We start from the raw sequence: 26656 nt of genomic DNA on the forward strand, positions 1-26656 counted from the left end.
AAGCGAGTAAGCAGGCAACGCCGCAGCAGTCGATAAACATGCGGCAATTGCTCAAGAACGTGACGCAACCGGTCAAGGGTTGTATCGCTGGAATGATTCGCATGCTGCAAGGACCGAAGCAAAGCAGCACAACGGGTATGGCACTCAAAGCACTTCGCGGATAACGGCAAAAAATTCTGACAAATCACTTGTGTTTGATGAAAGAACGAAGCAAAGCGCTTACAAGGAAGAGGTTCCTTCGGGGTTCGCGTTCCAGGCATCTTAAATGACTGCCCACGCTAGCTTGACACTGACAAAAAAGGCGAAAACATGGACAAATTGTCGAAGAGAAGTTAAACTTGTGAATAGAATGCAGTTGCTTTGCCCTAACCTAATCCTGCAAGCTGCGGGCTGGAGGATTGCCGGCGCCGGCTGCGGAGCACGGGAGGGCAAACAGGCGCGGGGGCGCGCAACGCCTATGTGGATAATTCGACGAAGCCCTTCGGCGATTATCAGCACCGCAGGTGACAACCGATGGCGAAGAATGGTCGGTTGACCCATCAACATGAAAAAGGTGGCTTGACGCAATGAGAAAATTGTCCAAACAGCAAAGCGAATATAAAGAAGCGAAAGAGCAGTTCGAGAAAGCGAACAAGGAGTTTGAGCAAAAGCTGGCGGCGACCAAGCTGATCGGCAAGGTGAACCAGGAGACGATGGAAGCGCTGATCGAGCAAACCGGCCTGCATACTGCGCTCAATCGCCTGGGCCGCGCGGAGGCCGCCTTGCTCAAGTGGTCGAAGGAAATGATCAGCAAGGAGAAAGAGTATTTGAACAACAAGGAAGCCGTTGACCGGATGTACGCCTACATTGACGAAAATCCGCAAATCAAGGCCCAGTTGATTCAGGCAGCGATGAAAATGGAATTATAGACACCTATGACGAATAATCCTGCATCAGCGGCCGGTCAGCTTCGGCGAATGGACATTTGCCGAAGCCGATCTTCGGAGGGATACTTCCGGCCGTTATTTGGCGGCAGCGGTTTCGCCTCGGCGGCGAGTCCGCTGCCGTTTTCCGTTTGGATGCGTTTTGCTTTCGCCTGCCATTTCGGGTACACTGGCAATCATAGGAACGCACGGAAAGGTGGTGCTAAACGTGGATCGCGGTACGAACGGAGCGGACGTCCCCAGAGACAACGTCGTTCTTTTCCCGAAAACGATCGAGTATTATCAGTACGAGCTGACGAAGCTTCTGGAAGGGGAACGGTACGGCGAAGCGATTCGGCTTCTCCGCTTCCTGCTCGCTTGCCGCGTGGATGACGACCGGTCGAGAGAGGAATGGCAGTCGCTTCTGCAGTGGCTGGAGATGATGTTTCCGGAGCTGACGAGCATGGGGCTGGCATCGATGCCCGCCGGCTTGGAGGGCGAGGAAGAAGTTTCGGAAAGCGGCCTGCTCCGGCGATCGGTTCAGAACAAGGCGAAGCAGCAAAGCGATTACGCCGAGAAGCTGCTGGCCATGCTGGACGCCGGAGAGCGAAGCGACAAGCTGCAGCTGGCGCTCGACCAGCTCGCTTATTTGGATCACCCCCGCATTGACGAGGCTCTGCTCGGATGGCTCGCGCGCGAGACGCTGCATCCGCTCGTCCAGTTCAAGGCGCTGCAGGTGTTAAAGCTTCGCGGCGTGAAGGAGCAGGTTAAGCTGATGCGCGGCGGCGAGGAGGTCGTTCTGGATATCGAGGATACGCCGTCCGGGCCGGATGAGTTCCCGTGGCAAATCCGCGAGATGATCGCGCGCGTTCAAGAAATCAGCGAGACGACGCACCCGGCCTTATCTTATTTCGCGCAGGAAACGTGGAACGAATTTCTCGCGTTTATTTACGGCACCTCCACCTATGCGCAGCTGCTGCGGCAGGAGCCGGGCTGCGTGGACGTATGGGCTTCGGCGCTGCATCTGATGCTGCTGGATAAGCTGTTTGGCGGGGGGAACAAGGAGGAGCTTCTGGAAATGTACGGCATTACTTCCGAGCTTGAATTTCAATGGGAGCAAGCGTACCGGGTGATGCAGCAGTTCGCCGCGGTCACGTTCAGACGCGATTGATCATGCGCGTTCCATGCCGGACTCGTTTTTGCTGGTGGGCTATGCCTTGAAAAAGTGCGGGCTAACGGTTATACTAGAGTGGTTATATCGGCGGGGCGGGACAAGTCTGCATTTTTTTTGGCCACCCCCGATCGTGAAAATTAGCTATGGATTATTTTTGGAGGGGAAAGCATAAAATGAAAGCAACCTGGGAAAAGATAGAGAAGAACGTAGCCGTTCTTGATATTGAAGTCGAAGAAGAGAAAGTCGCCTCCGCTCTGGACCAAGCCTTTAAGAAAATTTCCAAAAAGGTGCTCGTTCCGGGTTTCCGCAAAGGCAAAGTGCCGCGCCAAATCTTCGAGGCGAAATTCGGCGTAGAGAGCCTGTACCAAGAGGCGCTCGATATCATTCTCCCCGAGGCTTACATGTCGGCCGTGCAGGAGACCGGCATTCAGCCGGTTGACCGTCCGGAAGTCGACGTAGAGCAATTCGGCAAAGGTCAAACGCTCAAATTCAAAGCGAAAGTAACCGTCCGTCCCGAAGTGGAGCTGGGCGAATACAAAGGCCTGGAGCTTGAGCAGGCGTCTGTCGAGGTGACGGCGGAAGAAGTGAATGCGGAGCTGGAGAAGCTGCAGCAGCGTCATGCCGAGCTGGTGCCGGTCGAGGAAGGCGCGGCGCAGAACGGCGATGTGGTCGTGATTGACTTCGAAGGGTTCGTGGACGGGGAAGCGTTCGAAGGCGGCAAATCCGAAAGATATTCGCTGGAGCTTGGCAGCGGCAGCTTCATTCCCGGCTTCGAGGATCAGCTCGTCGGCATGAGCAAGGAAGAGGAAAAGGACATCACCGTAACCTTCCCGGAGGATTATCATGCCGAGCAGTTGAAAGGCAAGGAAGCCGTGTTCAAGGTCAAGCTTCACGATATCAAGCGCAAAAATTTGCCGGAGCTGGACGATGAATTCGCCAAGGACGTCAGCGAGTTCGAGACGTTGGACGAGTTCAAGGCGGACCTGGAGAAAAATCTGAAGGAGCGCAAGGAAAACGAAGCTAAGCGCAAGCGCGAGAACGACGCCGTGGAGAAAGCTGCCGCCAATGCGCAGGTCGAGATTCCGGCCGTCATGATCGACGACGAGACCGAGCAGATGGTGAGAGAATTCGAGAACCGTCTCCGCATGCAAGGCATGAATCCCCAAATGTACTATCAGTTCTCCGGCCAGACGCAAGAGGACCTGAAAGCGCAAATGCGCAGCGACGCCGAGAAGCGCGTTCGCAACAGTCTCGTGCTCGATGCGATTGCGAAAGCGGAAGGAATCTCGGCTTCGGAAGAAGAGATCAACGCCGAGCTGGAAGACCTGTCCAAAATGTACAACCGTCCGGTGGAGGAAATCCGCGCTATCTTCGCGGGCAACGGCAATATGAACAGCCTGGTGCAGGATATCGTCGTCCGCAAGACGATCGCTTTCCTGGTAGATAACAGCAAAACGGCATAATCGCCGCAACATATGAAGCAAGGGCACGTACAATAATATGCGTGCCTTTGTTTTACCCATCAAACGGCACGAATCGTGTCGAAATACATATTGCAAGCCAGGCCGGTCGGTCGGATCGGAATTGCCGTTTTCTTCCGGCAAGCCAGGGAAAAAAGGGCTCGGGGGCGGGGTTCGATTTTCCTTGACAAACGTGCTACAATGTTAATGTTATGGATGGCATATTGAAGCAAAGGGGTTGGAAACGATGAGTCTGGTACCGATCGTGGTCGAACAGGAAGGCCGCGGTGAAAGATCCTACGATATATATTCGCGTCTTTTGAAGGATCGCATTATTTTCATTGGCAGTGCGATTGACGACGATGTTGCCAACCTGGTCATAGCTCAAATGCTGTTTTTGGCTGCTACGGATCCGGATAAAGACATCCATCTGTACATTAATTCCCCTGGCGGTTCGGTTACGGCGGGAATGGGTATATACGATACGATGCAATATATCAAGCCGGATGTATCGACGATTTGCGTCGGCATGGCGGCGAGCATGGGTTCGTTGCTGCTGACGGCCGGAGCGCCGGGCAAGCGGTTCGCGCTGCCGAACAGCGAGATTATGATTCACCAGCCGCTCGGCGGGGTGCGCGGGCAAGCGTCCGACATCAAGATTCACGCCGACTGGATTCTCAAGACGAAGCAGAAGCTGAATCAAATTTATGTGGAACGTACAGGACAGCCGCTCGAGAAGATCGAACGCGACACGGATCGCGACAATTTCATGAGCGCGGAAGAAGCCAAGGAATACGGGCTCATCGATGCGGTCATCACTCGTGCGTGATTTTATGGATAAAGGAGTGATCCCATGTTTAAATTCAACGATGAAAAAGGCCAGCTGAAGTGCTCCTTCTGCGGCAAATCGCAGGAGCAGGTGCGCAAGCTGGTTGCCGGTCCCGGCGTATATATATGCGATGAATGCATTGAGCTGTGCACGGAAATCGTGGAAGAGGAGCTCGGACACGAGGAAGAGCTCGATCTGAAGGATATTCCGAAGCCGAAGGAAATCCGGGCGATTCTGGACCAGTATGTCATCGGTCAAGATCAGGCGAAAAAGTCGCTTTCCGTGGCCGTATACAATCATTACAAGCGCATCAACTCGCAGCAGGGCAAGTCGGAGGACGTCGAGCTGCAAAAATCGAACATTATGCTCGTCGGGCCGACCGGCAGCGGGAAGACGCTGCTCGCTCAGACGCTGGCCAAAATATTGAACGTGCCGTTTGCCATTGCCGATGCCACTTCGCTGACCGAAGCGGGCTATGTCGGCGAAGACGTCGAGAATATTTTGCTGAAGCTGATTCAAGCCGCGGACTACGACGTGGAGAAAGCGGAGCGCGGCATCATATACATCGATGAAATCGACAAAGTGGCGCGCAAATCGGAGAATCCTTCCATTACCCGCGACGTGTCGGGGGAAGGCGTTCAGCAAGCGCTGCTGAAAATTTTGGAAGGCACGGTTGCATCCGTCCCGCCGCAGGGCGGAAGAAAGCATCCGCACCAGGAATTTATCCAGATCGATACGACGAACATTTTGTTTATTTGCGGCGGGGCCTTCGACGGTTTGGAGCAAATCATCAAGCGCCGCATCGGCAAAAAGGTGATCGGCTTCGGCGCAGACGGCGCGAAAGCGGATCTGAAGCCCGGCGAGTATTTGTCGCTTGTGCTGCCGGAGGATTTGCTGAAGTTCGGGCTCATACCTGAATTCGTCGGCCGTTTGCCGGTCATTTCCACGCTGGAGCCGCTGGACGAAACGGCGCTCATCCGGATCTTGACCGAGCCGAAGAACGCGCTCGTCAAGCAGTATCAGAAAATGCTGGAAATGGATAACGTCGTTCTCGAGTTTGAACAGGAAGCGCTCGAGGAGATCGCCAAGGAAGCGATCAAGCGGAACACCGGCGCGCGGGGGCTGCGGGCCATCATTGAGGGCATCATGCTTGATGTGATGTACGAAGCGCCTTCCCGCACGGAATCGTCCCGCTGCGTCGTGAACAAGGAAGCCGTCACGGCCAAGATCGTGCCTCCCATTACGGCTCATGACGGGCAGTCGAGCGAGAAGAAGGAAGAAAGCGCCTAAGCCAGCCATAACTAAACCGGACACCTCCAATTCGCTTTCGGCGTCCGACCCTCTCAGGGGCCGGAGCTACGCCGTGAGCGGAGCGGAGGATGTTTGGTATCATGGGAGAGAGTGAATTAACTTATGTACCACCGCAAGGATACGATAGCTGTCAAAGTAGGCGGCCTGACGATAGGCGGAAGCAATGACGTGATCATCCAGAGCATGTGCACGACGAAGACGGCGGACGTCAAGGCCACGGTAGCGGAAATTCACCGTTTGGAGGAAGCCGGCTGCCAGCTGGTGCGGGTAACGGTCAATAACAAGGAAGCGGCGGAAGCGATCAAGGAGATCAAGCGGCAAATCTCGGTTCCGCTCGTTGCCGACATTCACTTCGACTATCGCCTGGCGCTGCTGGCCATCGAGAACGGCATCGACAAGGTGCGGATCAATCCGGGCAATATCGGCCGCCGCGAGAAGGTGGAGGCGGTCGTCAAAGCGTGCAAGGAGAAGGGCATTCCGATTCGCATCGGCGTCAATGCCGGCTCGCTGGAAAACCATTTGCTCGAAAAATACGGCTATCCGACGCCGGAGGCGATGGTGGAAAGCGCGCTGTATCATATCGGCATTCTGGAGGAGCTTGATTTTCGCGATATTATCGTCTCGCTCAAGGCGTCCGATGTGCCAATGGCGATCGCTGCCTATACGAAAGCGGCCGAGTCGTTTCGCTATCCGCTTCATCTCGGAATTACGGAAGCCGGCACGCTGTTCTCGGGAACGGTCAAAAGCGCGGCGGGACTTGGCGCTCTGCTCAGCATGGGGCTTGGCTCGACGATCCGGATCAGCCTGAGCGCCGATCCGGTCGAGGAAGTGAAGGTATGCCGCGAGCTGCTGAAGTCGTTCGGCTTGATTTCGAACGCGGCCACACTCGTGTCATGCCCAACCTGCGGCCGGCTCGACATCGATCTGTTCTCCATCGCCAATGAAGTGGAGGAGTATATTTCCCGTTTGAAGGTGCCGATCAAGGTATCGGTGCTCGGCTGCGCCGTCAACGGGCCCGGAGAGGCGCGGGAGGCCGATATCGGCATCGCCGGAGCGCGCGGCGAAGGGCTGCTGTTCCGCTATGGCGAAATGGTGCGCAAGGTGCCGGAAGCCGATCTGGTCAGCGAGCTGAAGAAAGAAATCGACAACATTGTTGCCCATTACGAGAAGACGGGCGAAATTCCCGGAAGGAAGCATCATGCGGGCGTCAAATAACGCCTCATGATCCGCCAGCTAGCATATCGGACTAACAAGAGCATCGTTCCCGGCTGCCATCGGCCTGGGTTATGGTGCTTTTTTTGGCATGGGGCAAGACAAAGCGAGCTTGCTGCATTTATAATGGGCTTAAGCTAACACCGCGACGGAAGGCGGACTGGCGCTGTCCGGTCTTGAATCGATAAGGAGCAGATGATGACCGATTCCAACAAAAAACAGACGAGACGCACAACGATGAAGGATATCGCCGAAGCGCTGCAGCTCGATCGGACGACCGTATCCAAAGCGTTGGCGGGCAAGCCGGGCTTGGCCGCCAAAACGCGGCGGCTCATCCTGGAAACCGCCCGCCAGATGGGCTACAAGAAGGATGCTTTCGCCAGCTCGCTCATGACCGGCAAAAACAATATTCTCGGTCTGGTGCTGACCGATCTGACCCGCGGGCTGTTCGCCCCGTTCGTAAACAGCTATCAGGAGACAGCCCGTCAGGAGGACTATGGCGTGCTGTTATGCAATCTGGAGAAGTCGGCGGACGGCCAGGCCGGCGCGATCATGCAGCTGGAGCTGCTGCGGCAGCAGCGAGTATCCGGCATCACGTTCGTGTCGAACGGGACGGCCCGCATTCCGGAGCATTATTACGACGAGCTCCTGGCGGAAGGCATTCCCTTCAATATCGTGGAGAGCCGCAGCTTGATCGAAGGCCCGGGGCATATTCGCTTCGACCATAAGGGAGCGGGGCTTGAGCTGACGCGCTATTTGCTCGGCCTTGGCCACCGCCGAATCGCTTTCGTCACTTACAGTCCTCGCATGCATAGACATATGACCCCCAAAGGACGATTCGAAGGCTACCTGGAGGCGATGAAGGAGGCGGGGCTTGCGCCGATTACCGTTTTTGAGAATCAGCATTATGCCTCGACATGCGGCGAAGAGGTGCAGCTGGCTTACCGGCTGCTGGCGAACGCCTGGGAGTCGCTGCCGTCGCCGACGGCCGTGATCGGGGCCAATGACGCTTTTGCGCTGGGGGCGCTCCATTATTTTAAAAATAGGGGAATTTCGGTACCGGATGACGTTTCGCTGGCCGGATTTGACGACCTGTATGGAGAGATGGCGGTGCCGCGCATGACTTCCATGCGCATGCCGGTGTTCGAATCCGGCTCGCTTGCGGCGCGCCTTCTGATCTCCCGAATCCGCAGCGGCGAAGAGGACAAGCGGGACAAGCTCACCTGGCTCGATTATACGGTGACCGTCAGAGAAACGACGACTCCCCCGAAGCGGTAGAGGCAGACTGTAGTGATTCGGGGATGTCGGCACGCCCGAAAAGCATACGGCCGAGGTACTGAAGCGGACCCGCTCCTCTTTGGATGCCGCAGGGCGGGCATTTCGTTCCGGTTTCGCAGTTAGTGCAATGCAATTAGTGCAATAATGATCATGCAAGCAATCGCCGGCAGTGGCCGGCGGTTGCTTTTTTTTGGCGCTGCGGCAATCAGGCGAGCCGCTGTTTGGCAGATGCCGGAGAGCTTTAGGGCCCAGCGAGATTACCGCTATTCCGCGGCGCACTGCTCCAGATACGCCTTAAGCCCCGCCGCGATGCAGCGGGCGATTTCCTCCTGCCCGGCCGGGTCCGTAAGCCGCCTGCGGTCGGATTCATTGGTCAAAAATCCCATTTCCACGATAACCGCCGGAACCTTCGCATGCTTGAGCAAATAATAGCTCTTGCCGTACCGCGGCGTCCCCTCGGCGCCGTAGAGCCGGTTGAGCGACTGCTGCAGCTGCTTGGCCAGCTCTTTGCTCTCCGGCGTCTTTTGATGCAGAACGAGCGGGCCGCTTTTGGCCGCTCGCTTGGCGGCATTTACATGCAGGCTGATCAGCGCCTTCGGCTTGAGCTCGTTGGCCAGATGGCAGCGCTGGGCGAGATCCTTTCGATGCCGCGAAGAGCTTTTCAGCCACGTGTTGTCGCTGCTTAGGGCGTAATCGCCCGTGCGGTCCAAGACTGTCGTCAGGCCCATTGCGTGCAGCTGAACGTATGTTTTCTTGGCGACCGCCAGATTGATATCTTTTTCCAAAATGCTTCCGTATGACGTTCCGCCGTCGATGCCGCCGTGTCCCGCATCGATGAGCACATCGACATTGGCGATGGCCGGAGCCGCCGCATGGATAGTTTGGGCGCAGCGGATTGCCGCCTGCTCACCGAACGCATTCGCCGGCACGGCGGTTAGGGCCGGCTTCGGCGCGAAGCTGGCAGCAGCAAGGAAAGCAGCGGTGACGATGATGATGAGCCGCAGCAAAAGTGGAGCCTCCTTTTTGCAAGTCGATATTCGTTATCGTTCGATGCTTCGCGCCGTCTCATGCACTGTGTTGGAAGAAAAGTTTCTGGAGAAAAAGGGGTTATTGCCGGCAAAGGGAGGAAATACTGACCATTATACGAATTCGCGGGAGGTTTTTCGGAATGAACCTAAGCTTGATCTTGATGATCATTCAGCTGTTTTTTGCCGTTGTTATAGGCATGTACTTCTGGAATTTGCTGCGCAATCAGCAAACCAATCGGGCAGCGGTAGATAAAGAATCCAAGAAAGAGCTGGAAAAGCTCCGCAAGCTGCGCTCCATCTCGCTCAATAAGCCGCTCGCGGAGAAGACGCGTCCTTCCGACATGGACGATATCGTCGGCCAGAAGGAAGGCTTGCGGGCGCTCAAGGCCGCGCTGTGCGGCGCCAATCCGCAGCATGTCATCATCTACGGCCCGCCCGGCGTCGGCAAAACGGCGGCGGCCCGGGTCGTGCTGGAGGAAGCGAAGAAAAACCCGGAATCGCCGTTCCGCTCGGACGCCGTCTTTACGGAGATCGACGCGACGACGGCCCGCTTCGACGAGCGCGGCATTGCAGATCCGCTCATCGGCTCGGTGCACGACCCGATTTACCAAGGGGCCGGGGCGATGGGCGTCGCCGGCATTCCGCAGCCGAAGCCGGGCGCGGTGACGAAGGCGCATGGCGGCATCCTGTTCATCGATGAGATCGGCGAATTGCATCCGCACCAAATGAATAAATTATTAAAGGTGCTTGAAGATCGAAAGGTGTTTCTGGAAAGCGCCTATTACAATTCGGAGGATACCAATATTCCCGGATATATTCACGAGGTGTTCCAGAACGGTCTGCCCGCCGATTTTCGGCTGGTGGGCGCTACGACGCGCAACCCGCAGGAGTTGCCTCCGGCGATCCGTTCCCGCTGCATGGAGATTTATTTCCGGCCGCTGCTCCCGGACGAAATCGGGCAAATCGCCGCGCGGGCGATCAAGAAGATCGGCTTTCCCGCGAACGACCAGGCCGTCGAGGTCATCAAAAAATACGCGACGAACGGCCGGGAAGCGGTCAATATCGTTCAGCTGGCCGCGGGACTCGCGCTGACCGACCAGCGCAAGGAAGTGACGGCGGCGGATGTGGAGTGGGTCGTCAACAGCTCGCAAATGGCGCCCCGGCCGGAGCGGAAAATTCCCGCCAAGCCGGAGGTCGGTTTCGTCAACGGGCTGGCCGTGTACGGGCCGAACCTTGGCACCTTGCTCGATATTGAAGTCAGCGCCATCCCCGTCGTTCCGCCGGGAAGCGGCCGCTTTACGATTACCGGCGTCGTCGATGAGGAAGAGATGGGAGGCGGCTCGCGGACGCTGCGCCGCAAGAGCATGGCCCGCGGCTCGGTGGAGAATGTGCTGACGATATTGCGGCGGCTTGGTCTCGACCCTTACAATTACGATTTGCATATCAACTTCCCCGGAGGGATACCGATCGACGGTCCTTCGGCCGGCGTCGCCATGGCGACGGCGATCGCCTCGGCCATCAAGCGCATTCCGGTCGACAACCGGATCGCGATGACCGGCGAAGTCAGCATTCACGGCAAGGTCAAGCCGGTCGGCGGCGTCATCGCCAAGGTAGAGGCCGCTTTCCAGGCCGGAGCGGAAAAAGTGATTATTCCGAAGGAGAACTGGCAGGAAATATTCGCAGGTTTAAACGGGCTTCAGGTCATACCGGTCGATACGGTGGAGGAAGTGCTGAGCCACGCGCTGGGACTTCAGCTGTCGGATCAGACGAACAATATGACGCCGGCGCAAGAGACGATGCCTGCCCCTTCGGTGACGGTACTGCACGCCGATGCGCTCGAATAGAGCCCATTGGCGTCTCTTTTTGCCAAGATCGTCTGCAGGACGGGCTCCATTGGTGTTTTCATAACAATTTTGTTACAATGTAAATCACAGCTTGATAATGGTCTGGAGGTGCTCGAGGATGGGACCTAACAAACATAAGGTGCGCCGTCTTCCGCTTCTGCCGCTGCGGGGGCTGCTCGTATACCCGAGCATGGTGCTGCATCTGGACGTGGGCAGGGAAAAGTCGGTGCGGGCCCTCGAGAAAGCAATGGTTGAGGACAGCATGATACTCCTTTGTTCGCAATCCGAAGTCAATATCGAAGAGCCGAAGAAAGAAGACATCTACCGGGTTGGCACGATCTCCCGGGTGCGGCAAATGCTCAAGCTTCCGAACGGGACGATCCGCGTGCTCGTGGAAGGCGTCGTACGCGCCGAGATTACGGAATATTTGACGAACGACGAGTTCTACGAGGTGCAGGTTCGCGAGCTTCCGGAGCAGGAGCATTCCGACCCGGAGATTGACGCGCTGATGCGCACGGTACTCAGCCAATTCGAGCATTATATCAACTTGTCCAAGAAAGTGACGCCGGAGACGCTTGCCGCAGTATCGGATATCGACGAACCCGGCCGGCTGGCGGACGTCATCTGCAGTCATTTATCCTTAAAGATCAAAGATAAGCAGGAAATTTTGGAGACGATCGATGTGCGGGAGCGGCTGGAGAAAATGCTCGGCATCCTGAACAACGAGCGCGAGGTGCTGGAGCTCGAACGCAAAATAAGCCAGCGCGTCAAGAAGCAGATGGAGAAGACGCAGAAGGAATATTATTTGCGCGAGCAGATGAAGGCGATTCAGAAGGAGCTCGGCGAGAAAGAAGGCCGGGCGGGCGAGGCCGAGGAGCTGCGCTCCCAGCTGGCGGAGAAGCATGTGCCGGACAAAGTTCGGGAGAAGATCGAGAAGGAAATCGAACGGCTGGAGAAAATGCCCGCTACCTCCGCGGAAGGCTCGGTCGTGCGCAATTACATCGATTGGCTGCTGGCATTGCCGTGGAGCGAGATGACGGAAGACGATCTCGACATTCAAAAAGCCGAGCAAATCTTGAACGAGGATCATTACGGCCTGGAGAAGCCGAAGGAACGGGTGCTCGAATATTTGGCTGTGCAGAAGCTGGTGAAGAAGCTGAAAGGGCCGATTCTGTGCCTGGTCGGGCCGCCCGGTGTCGGCAAAACGTCGATCGCCCGCTCGATCGCCCGCTCGCTCGGACGGGAATTCGTCCGCATTTCGCTGGGCGGCGTGCGCGACGAGGCGGAAATCCGCGGACACCGAAGAACGTACGTCGGCGCGATGCCGGGGCGCATTATCCAGGGGCTGAAAACGGCAGGCACCGCCAATCCCGTATTTCTGCTCGACGAGATCGACAAGATGGCGATGGATTTTCGCGGCGACCCGGCTTCGGCGCTGCTTGAGGTGCTCGATCCGGAGCAGAACAATACGTTCAGCGACCATTATGTCGAGATCCCGTTCGACCTCTCCAACGTCATGTTCATCACGACGGCCAATGCGATTCATTCGATTCCGCGGCCGCTGCTCGATCGAATGGAGGTGCTCTATATTCCGGGCTATACCGAGCTTGAGAAGCTGCATATCGCCAGCCGCTATTTGCTGCCGAAGCAGCAGCGGGATCACGGGCTCGAGGAAGGCCAGCTGAAGCTGGAGGAAGCGGCGCTGATGAAGGTGGTGCGCGAATATACGCGCGAAGCGGGCGTCCGCAACCTGGAGCAGCAAGTTTCCTCCATCTGCCGCAAGGCGGCGAAGCAGATTGTCGCCGGCTCGTCCGCGGTGGAAGTGACAGCGGATAATCTGAAGGAATATCTCGGCCCGCCCAAATTCCGCTACGGTATGGCCGAGGAGCAGGATCAAATCGGGGCGGTGACGGGGCTTGCCTGGACCGAGGTCGGCGGCGACACGCTCGTGATCGAGGTGACGGTTATGCCGGGCAACGGCAAGCTGACCTTGACCGGCAAATTGGGCGACGTGATGAAGGAATCCGCCCAGGCGGCGTTCAGCTATACGCGTTCCAAGGTGGAGCAGTTCCGGATGCAGCCGGATTTCCACGAGAAATTCGACATTCATATCCATATCCCCGAAGGGGCGATTCCGAAGGACGGACCTTCTGCGGGCATTACGATGGGCACGGCGCTCATTTCCGCGCTGACCAACATTCCGGTATCGCGGCATGTGGCGATGACGGGCGAGATTACGCTGCGCGGCCGCGTGCTGCCGATCGGCGGCTTGAAGGAGAAAAGCTTGGCCGCCCATCGGGCAGGCATCCGCACCGTCATTATTCCGAAGGACAACGTTAAAGATTTGGAGGAAATCCCGGAGAGCGTAAGGCAGGATTTGAGCTTTATTCCGGTATCCCATATGGACGAAGTGCTGGAGCATGCGCTCGTCAAACCGGTCGAAGTGTAACATTTTTGGTTGAAAGAGGGAGAGGGTATGAAAGTCAATCAGGCTGAATTCGTGATCAGCGCGGTTGGCCCCAGCCAATACCCGGGAGGCGCCCTGCCGGAGATCGCTCTGGCAGGGCGCTCCAATGTCGGCAAGTCGTCGCTCATCAATCGCCTGATTAACCGCCGCAATTTGGCCCGGACAAGCTCCAAGCCGGGCAAGACGCAGCAGTTGAATTATTACCGCATCAATCAGGATCTGTATTTCGTCGATTTGCCGGGCTACGGCTATGCGAAAGTCTCCAAAACGGAGCGGGCCAAATGGGGCAAATTCATCGAGCAATATTTGCTGAAGCGGGAATTTTTACGCCTTGTGCTGCATGTCATCGATTTGCGCCATCCTCCTTCCAAGGATGACATCGCGATGCATGAGTGGCTCATGTACCATAAAGTGCCGGTCTGCCTCGTCCTGACGAAAGCGGACAAGGTACCTAGAGGCAAATGGGCAAAGCATACGAAAATCATCAAAGAGGAGCTGCAGGCTGACCCGGCGGTGCCGGTCATTCTCTTCTCCTCCGAGACGGGCCACGGCAAAGACGAGCTGTGGAGCGTTATCGAGCGGTATGCCGGCCTCGCTGCCGCGGCGGACGGTGGCCAGAAAGAGGCTGCGGATGCTTCTGGCTCCGCCGCCGCGGGAGACACGGGAGAAGAGACTGCGGCAGACGATGGAGGAGCCGATGCGCCCGCCGACCGCCACCATGCGGCCAACCGCGCGCCGGGGGGCGCGCGCGGCGCATCCGCCGGCACAGAGGAAACGGCTTCCGCCGATGGCCGCGCTCCGCAGCAATCATAGTTTTACCGCCAGAGCTCCGTGCTTGCACGGAGCTCTGGCGGCGTTCAGGCAGTTTAAGCAGTTTAATCGGACGTCGCCTGCGGTACCTGAAATTTTGGCCCGTGGATCAACCCCAAATTTTCAATAGGGCCAGCAAATGTTGTATAATGTTGTATTTTGTACAACAAAAACGGGGGGTTAGGCCCTATTTGCGGCTCAATGTTGCACTTTGTGCAATATTTTGGGCGATGTTCCCGGGTTTGAAGCCATTCGCACCTAAATTGTTGTACAAAGTGCAACATTATCCTTCCTCTGATGCGAAGAGGCCGGAAAATGTTGCATTATTTGCAGGATTTGTTGCCTTATGTGCTCAGGTGTGCCAATTGCGCTGACCCGACATCTGCAGCAAGCGCGTTTGTCCCCTCATGCGCCTGGGCGCGCTCGGGGAGGGGCAGCGCCAACGCTAGCCACAGAGCTTATTTTACTCGCAACGCTCGATTTGAGATTCTAACGTTGGTGAGCGGCCTTATTTCGCATGGTTGGCTACCAGAATCAGCGTTTTTGACAAACTAGCGCTGCACGGTTTCGTTACATTTTTAACAGGGCATGATTCGGCGAAATAGCGTTTTTCACCAGCGCTAGAGATATGATTGCGGGCCGGAAGCTTTCAGAAGGTCCGCTTTTCGCTCTTGGTCAGCTTCTCCGTAGCGCGTTGCCCCGGTGGTCAGCTTCTCCGTAGTGCGCTGCCCCGGTTTACGCCGCCTAAGCGCTGCCCTGCGGGCTTGAGTTCTGATCACGGCTTGCAAACGCGAAAACCGCTCGCAACTTGAACCAAGTCATGGAGCGTTTTTTTTCGCGCATGGTCTGTACCAAGAAAAACGGCCGCTAAAAGCGCGGCCGCCACGCCATCCTTGATGCCGCGTCGATAGACGTTGTTTACGGCAGCAGCTCCTCTAGCTCGTAATCCCACCACAGCCGGGAACGGCCCTTCGTCAGATCGACGATGCGGTTCATTTTGCGATCGACCACAATCAGCCGGCCTTCTTGATCGACATAGCCTTTGCCCGTTCCATCATATACCGCCAGCGGCTCCGATGTGCCGTCAGGATGAATCCGGCCGTACCATTCCTTCTGCTCCGATAACAGGGGCACGTGGCTGTCGTAATATGTTTTGTAACGGTCGTTGTACGCTTTGACAATAAGCGAGCCCCCGGACTCCGCCCGGATTACATCGATATCCTTGACGCCCCATTCGCCGTTCCAGTCGATCATTGTGCCATCCGCCTTCAGTAGCAGCGCTTCGCCGTTCACGTTCGGCGTGCGGGACGTCAAGGGCTCCGCGGCTTCGCTGACGATCCACCACGAGCCATCCGGATTGCCCAGCACCCTCGTCGGCAGCTGCTGCATACCCGGCACTTCCGTCGCCGCCTGATCTCGCAGGACGAACAGGCGGTGCTCGTACGGCGTATATGGAGCCGGTATATGCTTCAAATAGGAGACCGATACGGCGGCAAGCTGCAGATGCTCGTCCAGCTTCATCACCCGGCCCTGCACGTCGATCCCCTGATATTCGTACTCTGGCCGTTGGGCAAAGAAATCAGCGGCCTTCTCCTTGTACGGCTTCAAGCTGAGCAGCTCGTTCCCTGCGTAGCGAACCGAATCGCCGTCAACCGTCACGGCGGCCTGCGGATCGGCTGCGAAAGGCTGTCCCCAGGCCAGCGCCTGAGCCTGCTGCCGGACAGCAGCCTCCTTCTGCCCGTCCGTACGGTCCGGATTCCCCGTCAGCTTCTTGTCGATTTGGACCAGGCCGCTGGGGACTGTCTCCGCATAATAGTACTGCTCGTCGTCGTACACGATCTTGTGCAGCACCTTTTTCTGCGGGGATACGATGCTGAATCCGGCCTCCGGGCTCCAGTCGATCAGGAGGCCAAGCTCCGTTCGGGCAAACCGCCAAGTCATCGGCATATAGGGCACGCCCCCGAATTCCAGCAGCGGGTAAGGCTCGGTATCGTTATGAATCGATTGCCCGTTCAACCGGATCGGGTAAGTCGGCCTGATCCCTTTTTGCGGCTCCTGCGCGCCGGCTTCAGCCCGCTTCGCCACTTCCTCATTCAGCTCCAGTCTGCGGCCTTGCGGGCTCCCTTGTTCGACAGACAAGCTTCCGTCGGCGCCGCGGGTCACTGTAATGCCCAGCGCCTGGCTGTACTCCGGCGTTAGCGGAAGATAGGTCATCTCTCTATACAAAAGCGGGGAGACGCCGCTCCCCGGACGAACGCTGACGCCGTTGACCGTCACAGGAAAGCCCGGCGCTTGCGCCTCGATCGCTTCGCCTGCCGCCAGCGCCTGCCGTTCCGGCCATCCGGCACATGCCGCCCCAACGGTCAGCAGCAATCCGAGGAAAGCGGCAAGCCGCCTTCGGCTCCTCATTTTCATGGAACCCCCTCCTGCTATCTCAGGTGACGAACGATGACGAACGATTCGCTTGTCATCGTCGTCTATAATATACAATTATATACAAGTGGACGAGATTTGCAGACATTTGGTTGCGGACCCAGGGCGACAAAAGGCATCAAGCCGGCAATCTTGTCAGGGACGATGCGGAACGAGCGCCGCTTCGACGAAGATCGCCGCGGCTCAAGGAAGCTCCAGGGCGTGAAACGGCGGCGGCTCGGGAGCATATGCCGAATGAGCCGGCAGCGGCCTGCAGCGGGCTAAGCTGGTCGGGGCACTGGTTGTTTTTTTGCCGATGCCCCAAGGAAACAACGGAACTTAGCAAGCGAGCGGGAGGATACAGCGAATTCCCCCGGCAATCTTCGGTGAGAAAGCGAAATTTTCTGATTTTAGGGCCAAATTCAAAACCGGGAAAGCAGGAATATTAAATAATTATGTAGTATAATGTATATAGACAATAGAGCACGTGCAGGCTTCAAAGGTTTGAAAACTATGAATCGAGGGATTTTTATGGCAATGAGGTTAGCGACTGAATATGTCAAAGCCTACATGCAACTGACGGAAGCCGAGATGGCCGCGTTCATCCAGATTTTCGCTGACCATCAGGCATCCCTCCAAGTGAAGGTGCTGGAAAACGGTAACCAAGAGGTGGTATTGCAGGACGATGCGGGAGCGGAAGTTACCCTGTCGTTCGAACGGAATGCGAACGTATATATTTGCCAAGGAAGCTGTCGGATCAAGAACAGGAATTTGGTCAACGCCATGCGCAAGGCGGTTGCTGCATTTAAGGGCGACGCCGTCGTGCACCGAATTTATCCAACATACACGATGATCTACACCTACAAGCACGGCAATGTCATCAAGATTGTCGAGAGCAAGAACGGGGTGGAGAATGTCGTTTTCGAATACAAGGACACCGTCGGTCAACTGGAACGCTTGTTCCGCAAAAATGAAGTGGAGCAGGAAATTGCCTCCATCCGCACGCAAGTCAACGCTTTGCTCGATCTGCGCAACGACATGGGAGAAGCCGCGATCCGCGAGCATATCGATGAACGGCTGGCCAGGCTGACGCATCGGTTGTTCGTACTCGAAGCGTAATATATAGACGTTTGCGACGTGCGATCCCTGCATCATCGCCCGTCACCTTCATTGTTGAACATCCAGCCTGTGGAGATAGACGCCTGCTGCTTGCGCGGTACCATCGGATGATGAAACACGGGCTGCGCACCCTGGGCTATTACAAATAGATGCCTATGACGAACAATTCCTGCTATTTTCATTGCACCGGCAAAACCCCGGACGTCCGCTCGACGGATGCCGGGGTTCGTTCATGTCGGGCTGCGGTATTTCGGTAGAAAGGCACACATCGTCCAAGCGTGGCACATATTGTATTCAATGGATGGACGGCAAAGGGCGAGCGCACAAGGAATTATTTTTTTCGGCCTAAAAAAGGTATTGCATTTTTGCCTGATAGATGTTATTTTTATTCTCGTTGAAAACAAAATAGGAACCAGGATTCACTCAGGACATGTAATGTTGCGAGAGATTATTCCCTCGAGAAGTGAATGACGTAGGTCCTAGCGGATGAAATTTTCAAAACATTTTATTCCTAGGAAGGGGGAACCGGAAGATGGAATACTCAACTTTCGGACGACACGTTGCCGTAGATGCATGGGGAGTCGATTTTGAACTTCTCAACAATGCGGAATGGCTGCAAGCTCAAATGGTAGAAGCTGCTGAGGTTTGTGGAGCGACTGTATTGTCGGTGCAAGCCAAACAATTTGAACCCCAAGGCGCAACTGTGCTGGTAATGCTTTCGGAAAGCCATCTCTCCATCCATACGTATCCTGAGAAAGGTTTCGCGGCGCTCGACTGTTATACCTGTGGCGAAACGGTGGATCCGCAATTGGCTATCGACTACATGCTGGCTGCGCTGAGGCCCGAGACGGCGCATGCGAAGAAGCTGATTCGCGGTCTGGGCGAACTGAAGGTAGAGACGCCCGCTATGAAGCAATTGCAAACAGCGAAATAACGACGCCTGTCACGGCGGTTACCGTAACCACGGAGCATTCCGTGGTTATTTCTTTTTGGCCTGGTGATTGCTTGGCGCAGCATTCCGTGCGTATAGCGGACGTTTTTTTGGATGAAAATAGGAATTGAACGCATGGGACAAGCCAATCCTTCATCATCGGTCGTCACCTGCGGTACTGAAGCTCCGCCGACAAACTTCGCTGAACGAACAGCCGAATGGTCAGGATAGCGGCTTCTTGTTTCAAAGTTTTCATAAATTCGTGTCGGAAAAGCTCGCAAAGCTGTGCTATAATAAATTGACAATCATCACAAGGAGGAGGCAGGTGAACCCCATGCATATCGTCGTAGCGGGACTGAATTACAGAACGGCACCCGTGTCCATCCGCGAGAAATTCACGTTCGCGCAAGAGGATTTGCCAAGGGCGCTGAAGAAGCTCCAAGAGACGAAGAGCATCATGGAATGCGTCATTGTGGGAACCTGCAACCGGACGGAGCTGTACGTTGTCGACGACCGCCAGCAGCTGTGCGCGCATCATCTGCGCACTTTCCTGGAAAGCTGGTTCGGGATACCGAGACAAGAATTCAACAAGCATTTGTACGTCTACGAGAACGAGCAGGCGATCCGCCACCTGTTCCGCGTTGCGAGCGGACTGGATTCGATGGTGATCGGGGAAACGCAAATTTTGGGGCAAGTGCGCGATGCGTTCATGCTGGCGCAAAGCGATAAAACGACCGGCATTATGTTCAATACGCTGTTCAAGCAGGCGATTACGATGGCCAAGCGGGCGCACAGCGAGACCGGGATCGGTGAAAATGCGGTGTCGGTCAGCTATGCCGCCGTGGAACTGGGCAAGCGCATCTTCGGCAGCTACGATCGCAAGAAGGTGCTGATCATCGGCGCGGGCAAGATGAGCGAGCTGACCGTGAAGCATCTGTACGCGAACGGAGCGGACCGCGTCGTCGTCGTTAACCGCACCTTGCCAAGAGCCCGCGAGCTGGCGGACAAATTCGGCGGCGTGGCGGATACGATGGATCGGCTGCTCCGGCATCTTGAGGAAGCGGATATCGTCATCAGCTCGACCGGCGCCTCCGGCTTGGTGCTGACCAAGGACGACGTTGCCCGGATGATGAGCAAGCGCCGTTCGCGCCCGCTGTTCATGATCGACATCGCCGTGCCGCGGGATCTCGATCCGGCATTAAGCGAGCTGCCGAATGTTTATCTCTACGATATCGACAATCTGCAGACGATCGTGAACGCTCACCTTGAGGAAAGGCGTCGCGCCGCGGTCGAGATCGAGCGGATGATCGATGAAGAGATCGCCGCCTTCGAGCTGTGGAAGAAGACGCTGGGCGTCAGCCCCGTCATTCAAGCGCTGCAGACCAAGGCATCCGCCATTCATGAGGAGACGATGGACAGTCTGATCAAGAAGCTGCCCGATCTGGACGAGCGGGAGCTGAAGGTCATCCGCAAGCTGACGAAGAGCATCGTCAACCAGATGCTTCGCGACCCGATTATCCGCATTAAAGAGATGGCCGCAGGTCGCCACGGCGACGAAGCGCTGGAAATTTTCACGAAAATATTTGCTCTGGAAGAGCAGCTGGCCGAGCTTGAACGGGCGGAACAGACGGACCGCCGCACGGCAGCGGGAGCGCGGCAGGAGCCCGCGGAGGAACTGCTGTCCAAAGTGATCAAGGCTGCCGTGGCCGACTCATTGGTCAAAGCCTGAGCGGGAGTGATTCGCCGATGGTCACGCAAGGCTGGTTCTATGATTCCATTATTTATATCTACGCCCTGAGCCTCCTGTTTTACTTCTCGGACTTCGTCGGTCCGAACCGAAGCGCGAAACGGATGGGGACAGGGTTGCTTTCGTTTGTATGGGTGCTGCAGACGGTCTATTTGATATACAGCCTGTTCGTCCGCGGCGGGCTGGCGACGCTATCGCGATTCGAAACGCTGTTTTTGCTTTCGTGGCTGCTCGTTGCCATATCGCTTGTCGTAAACCGTTTCTTTCGGATCGAGCTGTTCGTCTTTCTGGTGAACCTGTTCGGCTTTGCGATTCTTGCTTTGAATTTTTTCAGCAATCCGAACGTCTCTCCGACATTGGCACATTGGAATATTAACGACGAGCTGCTGTTCGTTCACGTGTCGCTGTCGGTGGCCAGCTATGCCGCTTTCGTCGTCTCGGCCGTCTTCTCGGGCATGTACCTGTTTTTGCACCGCAAGCTGAAAGACAAGCAGTGGTCCGCTCAGATGAAGCGGCTGCCCAGCCTGGAGAAAATGTCGCGCTATGCCATGGTAGCGGTCGCGGCGGGAACGCCGCTGCTGCTGACCGCCATGACGCTCGGCTTCGTCTGGATTTCGCTGCAGGGCGAGCCGTCCATGTTCTTCGATCCGAAGGTGATCAACTCCTGGTTCGTGCTGCTGGCCTACCTGTTCTACATATTTCAGCGCGGGCTGCTGAAAATGCCCGGCAACCGGCTGGCTTTGTGGAATTTGGCTGCGTTCGTCATTATGGTGCTGAATATCGCCTTCTCGAATGTATATTCTTCGTTTCATCAATGGTCTTGAGGCCATAGGGAGGAGATCGGCATGAGCGAGCGAAGCCATCGGGCCGAAGTTCGGCCGCTGTATCCGGTGATGCTGGATTTGACCGGCGAGCCATGCGTCGTCATCGGCGGCGGCCGCGTCGGCGAGCGCAAGGCGGCGGGGCTGCTGGCCGCGGGGGCGGACGTCACGGTTGTCAGCCCCCGCCTGACGCCGCGGCTCAGCGCCTTGGCCGCGGAGGGGCGCATACGGGCTCTGCTGCGCCCGTATGCGCCCGGGTTGGCCGCGCTCGCTGAGGCGCGGCTCGTCTTCGCCGCGACCGACGACGCGGCGGTGAACAAGGCTGTGCTTGCCGAGGCGCGGAAGCTCGGCAAGCTGGCGAACGCCGCCGACGCGCCGGAGGCGAGCGGGTTTCATGTGCCGGCCGTCGTGCGGCGGGGCCGGCTGACGCTTGCGGTCGCGACGGCGGGAGCGAGCCCGGCGGTTGCCGCGAAGCTGAAGCGGCAACTGGAGGCGGCGTACGGCGAGGAATACGCGCCGTACCTGGAGCTGCTGCACGAGCTGCGCGGCGTCGTGCAGCAGCGTGCCGCAGGCGCCGCGCGCAGTGCGGATGGCGCGCACGGCGCGGTCCCTGCGCCTGCCGCAGATGGCGCACACGGCGCGGTCCCTGCGCCTGCCGCAGACGCCTCACACGGCGCGCGCGGCGCAGCGCGGGCGGACATTTTCCGCGCGATGCTCGACTGGCCGCTGCCGGAGCTGCTGCGCGCCGGCCGGCTGACGCCGGAGCGGCGCGCGCAGCTCGTGGACATGGCGGCAGCGGAGCCGACCGCGGAAGGCATGGGGCGCATCGCCCGCTGGCTGAACAGCCTGCTGCCGGACAATCAATAGCCACTCTGGAGGGAGTTCATGCGCAAAATTATCGTGGGCACGCGCCAAAGCGCGCTCGCCCTTACGCAAACAGGCCAAACCGTGGAGCAGCTGAACAAGCTGTGCCGGGAGCGGGGCATCGAAGCCGAATTCGAGCTGAAGAAGATCGTGACGAAGGGGGACCGGATTCTTGACGTAACGCTGTCCAAGGTCGGCGGCAAAGGGCTGTTCGTCAAGGAAATCGAGCAGGCGATGCTGGACGGGGAGATCGATATCGCCGTTCACAGCATGAAAGATATGCCGTTCGAGCTGCCGGACGGCTTGATCGTCGGAGCGGTTCCGCAGCGGGAGGATCCGCGCGATTGTCTGATCGCAAGAGAAGCGACGACGTTTCTGGACTTGCGGGCAGGAGCCAAGATCGGCACGAGCAGCCTGCGTCGCTCCAGCCAGCTGCTGCATGCGCGGCCGGACCTGCAGCTGGAGCCGATCCGGGGCAACATCGATTCGCGGCTGCGCAAGCTGGAGACGGAAGGTTTCGACGCCATCGTGCTGGCGGCGGCCGGGCTTCACCGCGTCGGCTGGCAGGAGCGCATCACCGAATATATCGACCCGGCGCTTTGCCTTCCCGCTGTCGGGCAGGGGGCGCTGTGCATCGAATGCCGGGAGGACGACGAATTCGTGCGGCAGGTGCTGAGCGCGCTGCGGCATGAGCCGACCGAAACGGCGGTCGCCGCCGAGCGGCGCTTCCTTGGCAGGCTCAACGGCGGATGCCAAGTGCCGATTGGAGCCTACGCCCAGTGGAAGGAAGAGAACGGAGCCCGGACGATCGAGCTGTGCGGCATGGTTGGCTCGCCGGACGGGACGCAGATGCTTAAGGAGACGCTGACCGGAACCGATCCGGATCAATTGGGACTGGCGGTAGCAGAGGCGCTGATCGAGCGGGGGGCTGCGCGCCTTCTCGCCAACTAGCGAAAGACGAGTGGAGGAGAACGGCCTATGAGTAAAGGGATCGTTTATTTGGTCGGAGCCGGCCCCGGGGATCCGAAGCTGATTACTATTCGCGGGCTGGAGGCGATCCGGCGGGCTGATGTCGTAGTCTACGATCGTCTGGCCAGCCCGCGTCTCCTGAAGCATATGAAGCCTGGAGCGGAAAAAATATTTGTCGGCAAGCTGCCCGACAAGCATTCGATGAAGCAGGAGGATATCAACCGGCTGCTGGTCGAATTGGCGCTTCAGGGCCGGGTCGTCACCAGGCTGAAGGGCGGCGATCCCAGCGTGTTCGGGCGCGTTGGGGAAGAAGCGGAAGCGCTGTGGGAGCGCGGCATTCCGTTCGAGATCGTGCCTGGCATCACATCGGCGATCGCCGTTCCGGCATACGCGGGCATTCCGGTGACGCACCGCGATTTCACGTCCTCCTTCTCGATCGTAACAGGACATGAATACAAGAACAAAACGTATACTAACGTTAATTGGGAAAATTTGGCCCAGGCTTCAGGCACGCTCATTTTCCTGATGGGTGTGGCGAATCTGGAGCATATTTGCTCTCAGCTGATGCAGTGCGGCAAGTCGCCGGACACGCCGGTCGCCCTGATCCGTTGGGGGACGTGGATGGAGCAGCAGACGCTGACCGGCACGCTGGCGGACATCGTGGAGAAGGTGCGGTCGGCGAACTTCCAATCGCCGGCCGTGACGATCGTAGGCGAAGTGGTCAAGCTGAGGGAGAAGCTGGCCTGGTTCGAGAAAAAGCCGCTGTTCGGGAGGCGGATTCTCGTCACCCGCGCCCGTTCTCAGGCGAGCGACCTCTCTGCGCAGATCGAAGAGCTCGGCGGCGAGCCCGTCGAATTTCCGGTTATCCGCACGCAGCCTGCTTCCGACCCGCAAGCTGCCGACCGCAGGGACGAGGCGTTGCGCCGTTTGGCCGAGTACGACTGGGTCATGTTCACGAGCGTGAACGGCGTGGAGCATTTTTTCGCCCGGCTACGCGAGCTTCGCATCGATATTCGGGCGCTCGCTGGCGCCCGGATCGCCGCAGTCGGCCCGAAAACCGAAGAAGCGCTGCTTAAGCGGGGACTGCTCTGCGAGCTGCTGCCGGCCGTGTTCCAGGCGGAAGCGCTGCTTGAAGCGGTGCAGGGGCTGCTCGTTCCCGGACAGAAAGTGCTGCTGCCGACGGCCAATATCGCCAGAGATACGCTGCAGCAGGGCTTAAATGCCCTCGGGCTCGATGTGACGAAGATCGATATGTACGAGACGGTGCTGGACGGCGAGGGCGGCGAAGAAGTGCTGGAGCTGCTGCGCGAAGGGAAGATCGACACGGTGACGTTTACCAGCTCCTCCACGGTGACGAATCTGCTGAAGGCGCTGGAGCTGGCCGGGGCAGGCAATCCCCGGGAGCTGCTGCGCAGCTGTAGAATCGCCAGCATCGGCCACAAGACGGCCGAGACGCTGGCTCAGGCGGGGCTGCCTGCCTCCGACGTGGCGGAGGAGGCGACGATCGATTCGCTCGTCGCCAGTCTGTGCAGGCCGTACCCCGGCGGCGGGCAGTAGGTATTTGAAAACGACGTTACTCCCAAGATAAAGGAGGATGCGGCAATGTCCTATCCGATCGTAAGACACCGCCGTCTTCGCAGCTCGGCGGCCATGCGCAATTTGGTGCGCGAGCATGCGGTGACGGTGAACGATCTCATATATCCGATTTTTATCGTGCGGGGCGAAGGGATCAAGAACGAAATTCCTTCCATGCCCGGCGTCTATCAATGGTCGCTCGACCGCCTGGAAGAAGAGATTCGGGAAGTATCCGAACTCGGCATCCAGGCCGTGCTGCTGTTCGGCGTCGAGGATCACGGCGCCAAGGACGCGCACGGCAGCGGCGCATACGATGCGAACGGCATCGTGCAGCAGGCGACGCGCCGCATCAAGGAGCTGAATCCGGAGCTGCTCGTCGTTGCGGATACGTGTCTCTGCGAATTTACCGATCACGGCCACTGCGGCGTCGTTCATTACGACGAGCGCAAGGGGCAAGCGGACGTCCTGAATGATCCGTCGCTCGAGCTGCTGGTCAAGGCGGCCGTCTCCCAGGCCGAGGCGGGAGCGGATATCATCGCGCCGTCGAACATGATGGACGGCTTCGTGCAGGCGATTCGCCGGGGGCTGGACGAAGCAGGCTACGAGAACGTGCCGATCATGTCCTACGCCGTCAAATACGCCTCTTCCTTCTACGGCCCGTTCCGTGACGCGGCCAATTCGGCGCCGCAGTTCGGCGACCGCAAGACATATCAGATGGACCCGGCCAACGCGCGCGAGGCGCTGCGCGAGGCGGATTCCGACGCGGCCGAAGGGGCCGACATGCTGATGGTGAAGCCGGCGCTGGCGTACATGGACATGATCCGCGCGCTGCGCGACCGCTATCTTCACCCGATCGTCGCCTACAACGTCAGCGGCGAGTTTTCGATGATCAAGGCTGCGGCGGCAAGCGGCTGGATCGACGAGAAGGCGATCGTGCTGGAGACGATGACCGGCTTCAAACGGGCCGGAGCCGATCTCATCATTACGTATTTTGCCAAAGATATCGCCCGCTGGCTTCGATCCTAAGCGCTAAGAAAACATATACCGAAGCCCCATTCAAGGAGGAGCGACCGCGGCTTTCGCGGTTGTTTTTCTTGGTACAGAAAGTCGCACTTCGCTTTATCGCTTCAGCAAAGTTAAACGTTCTGCAGCGTTCCAAAAAAAACGCGCCCGAAGGAACTTTCCCTTCGGGCGCGTTTTTTGCGCTGCGGCGCGGCTTCGCTTGTCGCCTATTCTTCCTTGGGAACGAGCTGATAGATGTCCCCGTTCTCGAACGTATCGATCAGCCGCTCAAGCCAAAGATAATACTTGACGGCCTCCTTCATTTTGGCCTGATCTTTGGCGATTACCTCTTGCAGTTCCGCATTGTCCGGATCGCTTGCGGCCAGCCGTTCCAGCTCCGCGAGCGATTTGCGAACCGCCTGAAGATTCATTTCCACCGATTTGCGCCACTTGATGACGAAATAGTCCGCGAACGTCTGATGCCAGTCCGACTCAACTTCATACAGGTCTTTGCGGCTTCCTTTCTCCCACACCTTGTGAACCATCTTCAGGTCGAGCAGCGTACGGACGCCCGTGCTCATGCTCGTCTTGCTCATGCCCATGCCCTCGCCCATATCGTCGAGCGTCATCGGTTTATCTTGAAAGAACATCATGCCGTACAGATGGCCCGTAGATAACGTAACGCCGTATAAGTCCATGTTTTTACCGATCGATTCGATGACCCGCTTGCGGGCTTTCTGAATGGCGTCGGATTGCTCGCGGGACAAGCCCGTCCACTCCGTCATTGTTCTCTGCCTCCTGGAGCTGTGCTCGACCGACAATAGTCGGCAAGTCGTACACTTTATTTTATGAAACAAGTTGCGGAAAGTAAAGATGGTGATCGGTTAGGAAAAGGGAGTAT

General features: G+C 57.7%; 20 protein-coding genes and 2 pseudogenes. 19 read left to right on the forward strand and 3 right to left on the reverse strand.

The genetic code is table 11. The annotated features are described in order from the left end of the window. From F591_RS31235 to F591_RS0104760, 8 genes and pseudogenes are all read left to right on the forward strand, one after another. A pseudogene (locus F591_RS31235) lies at positions 1-164 on the forward strand (ISLre2 family transposase); the annotation flags it as partial. Between the two features lie 402 nt (positions 165-566). Then, positions 567-908 (forward strand): hypothetical protein, encoded by a 342-nt coding sequence (locus F591_RS0104730; protein WP_019533441.1) that lies wholly within the window; start codon positions 567-569, stop codon positions 906-908. Positions 909-1131: 223 nt separating this feature from the next. Further along, entirely contained in the window at positions 1132-2073 is a 942-nt protein-coding gene (locus tag F591_RS0104735; protein WP_019533442.1) for a hypothetical protein, read from the forward strand. A gap of 176 nt (positions 2074-2249) precedes the next feature. Next, entirely contained in the window at positions 2250-3539 is a 1290-nt protein-coding gene (gene tig / locus F591_RS0104740) for a trigger factor (protein ID WP_019533443.1), read from the forward strand. Positions 3540-3783: 244 nt separating this feature from the next. After that, the gene (clpP, locus tag F591_RS0104745; protein ID WP_019533444.1) at positions 3784-4365 is read left to right on the forward strand and encodes an ATP-dependent Clp endopeptidase proteolytic subunit ClpP; all 582 of its coding nucleotides are present in this window, start codon (positions 3784-3786) and stop codon (positions 4363-4365) included. 24 nt (positions 4366-4389) lie between these two features. After that, the gene (gene clpX / locus F591_RS0104750) at positions 4390-5655 is read left to right on the forward strand and encodes an ATP-dependent protease ATP-binding subunit ClpX (protein ID WP_019533445.1); all 1266 of its coding nucleotides are present in this window, start codon (positions 4390-4392) and stop codon (positions 5653-5655) included. A 123-nt stretch (positions 5656-5778) separates the two neighbouring features. Beyond that, positions 5779-6891 (forward strand): flavodoxin-dependent (E)-4-hydroxy-3-methylbut-2-enyl-diphosphate synthase, encoded by a 1113-nt coding sequence (ispG, locus tag F591_RS0104755; RefSeq protein ID WP_019533446.1) that lies wholly within the window; start codon positions 5779-5781, stop codon positions 6889-6891. A gap of 192 nt (positions 6892-7083) precedes the next feature. Further along, positions 7084-8166, forward strand: a complete 1083-nt coding sequence (locus F591_RS0104760; RefSeq protein WP_083935312.1) for a LacI family DNA-binding transcriptional regulator — start codon at positions 7084-7086, stop codon at positions 8164-8166. A gap of 263 nt (positions 8167-8429) precedes the next feature. Here F591_RS0104760 and F591_RS0104765 read toward each other — a convergent pair whose 3' ends face one another. After that, positions 8430-9173, reverse strand: coding sequence for an N-acetylmuramoyl-L-alanine amidase family protein (locus F591_RS0104765; protein ID WP_019533448.1), 744 nt, complete (start codon positions 9171-9173; stop codon positions 8430-8432). A 161-nt stretch (positions 9174-9334) separates the two neighbouring features. On the opposite strand from F591_RS0104765, the gene lonB reads away from it, so the two are divergent. The 3 genes and pseudogenes from lonB to yihA all read left to right on the forward strand — a co-directional run. Further along, positions 9335-11038 carry an ATP-dependent protease LonB gene (gene lonB / locus F591_RS0104770; RefSeq protein WP_019533449.1) on the forward strand — a complete coding sequence of 568 codons (1704 nt, stop codon included), beginning with the start codon at positions 9335-9337 and terminating at the stop codon, positions 11036-11038. Between the two features lie 118 nt (positions 11039-11156). After that, on the forward strand, positions 11157-13487 hold the full coding sequence (gene lon / locus F591_RS0104775) for an endopeptidase La (protein WP_019533450.1): 2331 nt from the start codon (positions 11157-11159) through the stop codon (positions 13485-13487). Positions 13488-13514: 27 nt separating this feature from the next. Continuing rightward, a pseudogene (gene yihA / locus F591_RS27400) lies at positions 13515-14096 on the forward strand (ribosome biogenesis GTP-binding protein YihA/YsxC); the annotation flags it as partial. Between the two features lie 1137 nt (positions 14097-15233). Here yihA and F591_RS0104785 read toward each other — a convergent pair. Next, positions 15234-16730, reverse strand: a complete 1497-nt coding sequence (locus F591_RS0104785; RefSeq protein WP_019533452.1) for a hypothetical protein — start codon at positions 16728-16730, stop codon at positions 15234-15236. A 528-nt stretch (positions 16731-17258) separates the two neighbouring features. On the opposite strand from F591_RS0104785, the gene F591_RS0104790 reads away from it, so the two are divergent. The 8 genes from F591_RS0104790 to hemB all read left to right on the forward strand — a co-directional run bounded on the left by F591_RS0104790 (position 17259) and on the right by hemB (position 25779). Then, positions 17259-17846 carry a hypothetical protein gene (locus tag F591_RS0104790; RefSeq protein WP_026326376.1) on the forward strand — a complete coding sequence of 196 codons (588 nt, stop codon included), beginning with the start codon at positions 17259-17261 and terminating at the stop codon, positions 17844-17846. A 532-nt stretch (positions 17847-18378) separates the two neighbouring features. Next, a complete protein-coding gene (speD, locus tag F591_RS0104795) occupies positions 18379-18780 on the forward strand; it encodes an adenosylmethionine decarboxylase (protein WP_019533454.1) in 402 nt (133 codons plus the stop codon). A gap of 331 nt (positions 18781-19111) precedes the next feature. After that, entirely contained in the window at positions 19112-20506 is a 1395-nt protein-coding gene (gene hemA, locus F591_RS0104800; protein ID WP_019533455.1) for a glutamyl-tRNA reductase, read from the forward strand. A 17-nt stretch (positions 20507-20523) separates the two neighbouring features. Beyond that, complete coding sequence (gene ccsA, locus F591_RS0104805) at positions 20524-21348, forward strand: cytochrome c biogenesis protein CcsA (RefSeq protein WP_019533456.1); 825 nt, start codon at positions 20524-20526, stop codon at positions 21346-21348. A 21-nt stretch (positions 21349-21369) separates the two neighbouring features. After that, entirely contained in the window at positions 21370-22212 is an 843-nt protein-coding gene (locus F591_RS29440; protein ID WP_019533457.1) for a precorrin-2 dehydrogenase/sirohydrochlorin ferrochelatase family protein, read from the forward strand. A gap of 18 nt (positions 22213-22230) precedes the next feature. Then, a complete protein-coding gene (gene hemC / locus F591_RS0104815; RefSeq protein WP_019533458.1) occupies positions 22231-23160 on the forward strand; it encodes a hydroxymethylbilane synthase in 930 nt (309 codons plus the stop codon). A 27-nt stretch (positions 23161-23187) separates the two neighbouring features. Continuing rightward, on the forward strand, positions 23188-24735 hold the full coding sequence (gene cobA / locus F591_RS0104820; protein WP_019533459.1) for a uroporphyrinogen-III C-methyltransferase: 1548 nt from the start codon (positions 23188-23190) through the stop codon (positions 24733-24735). Between the two features lie 45 nt (positions 24736-24780). After that, on the forward strand, positions 24781-25779 hold the full coding sequence (gene hemB / locus F591_RS0104825) for a porphobilinogen synthase (RefSeq protein ID WP_019533460.1): 999 nt from the start codon (positions 24781-24783) through the stop codon (positions 25777-25779). A gap of 203 nt (positions 25780-25982) precedes the next feature. Here hemB and F591_RS0104830 read toward each other — a convergent pair whose 3' ends face one another. Beyond that, complete coding sequence (locus F591_RS0104830; RefSeq protein ID WP_019533461.1) at positions 25983-26540, reverse strand: GbsR/MarR family transcriptional regulator; 558 nt, start codon at positions 26538-26540, stop codon at positions 25983-25985. Positions 26541-26656 lie beyond the last annotated feature (116 nt).

The organism is Paenibacillus ginsengihumi DSM 21568 (assembly GCF_000380965.1).
Classification (GTDB): Bacteria; Bacillota; Bacilli; order Paenibacillales; family NBRC-103111; genus Paenibacillus_G; species Paenibacillus_G ginsengihumi.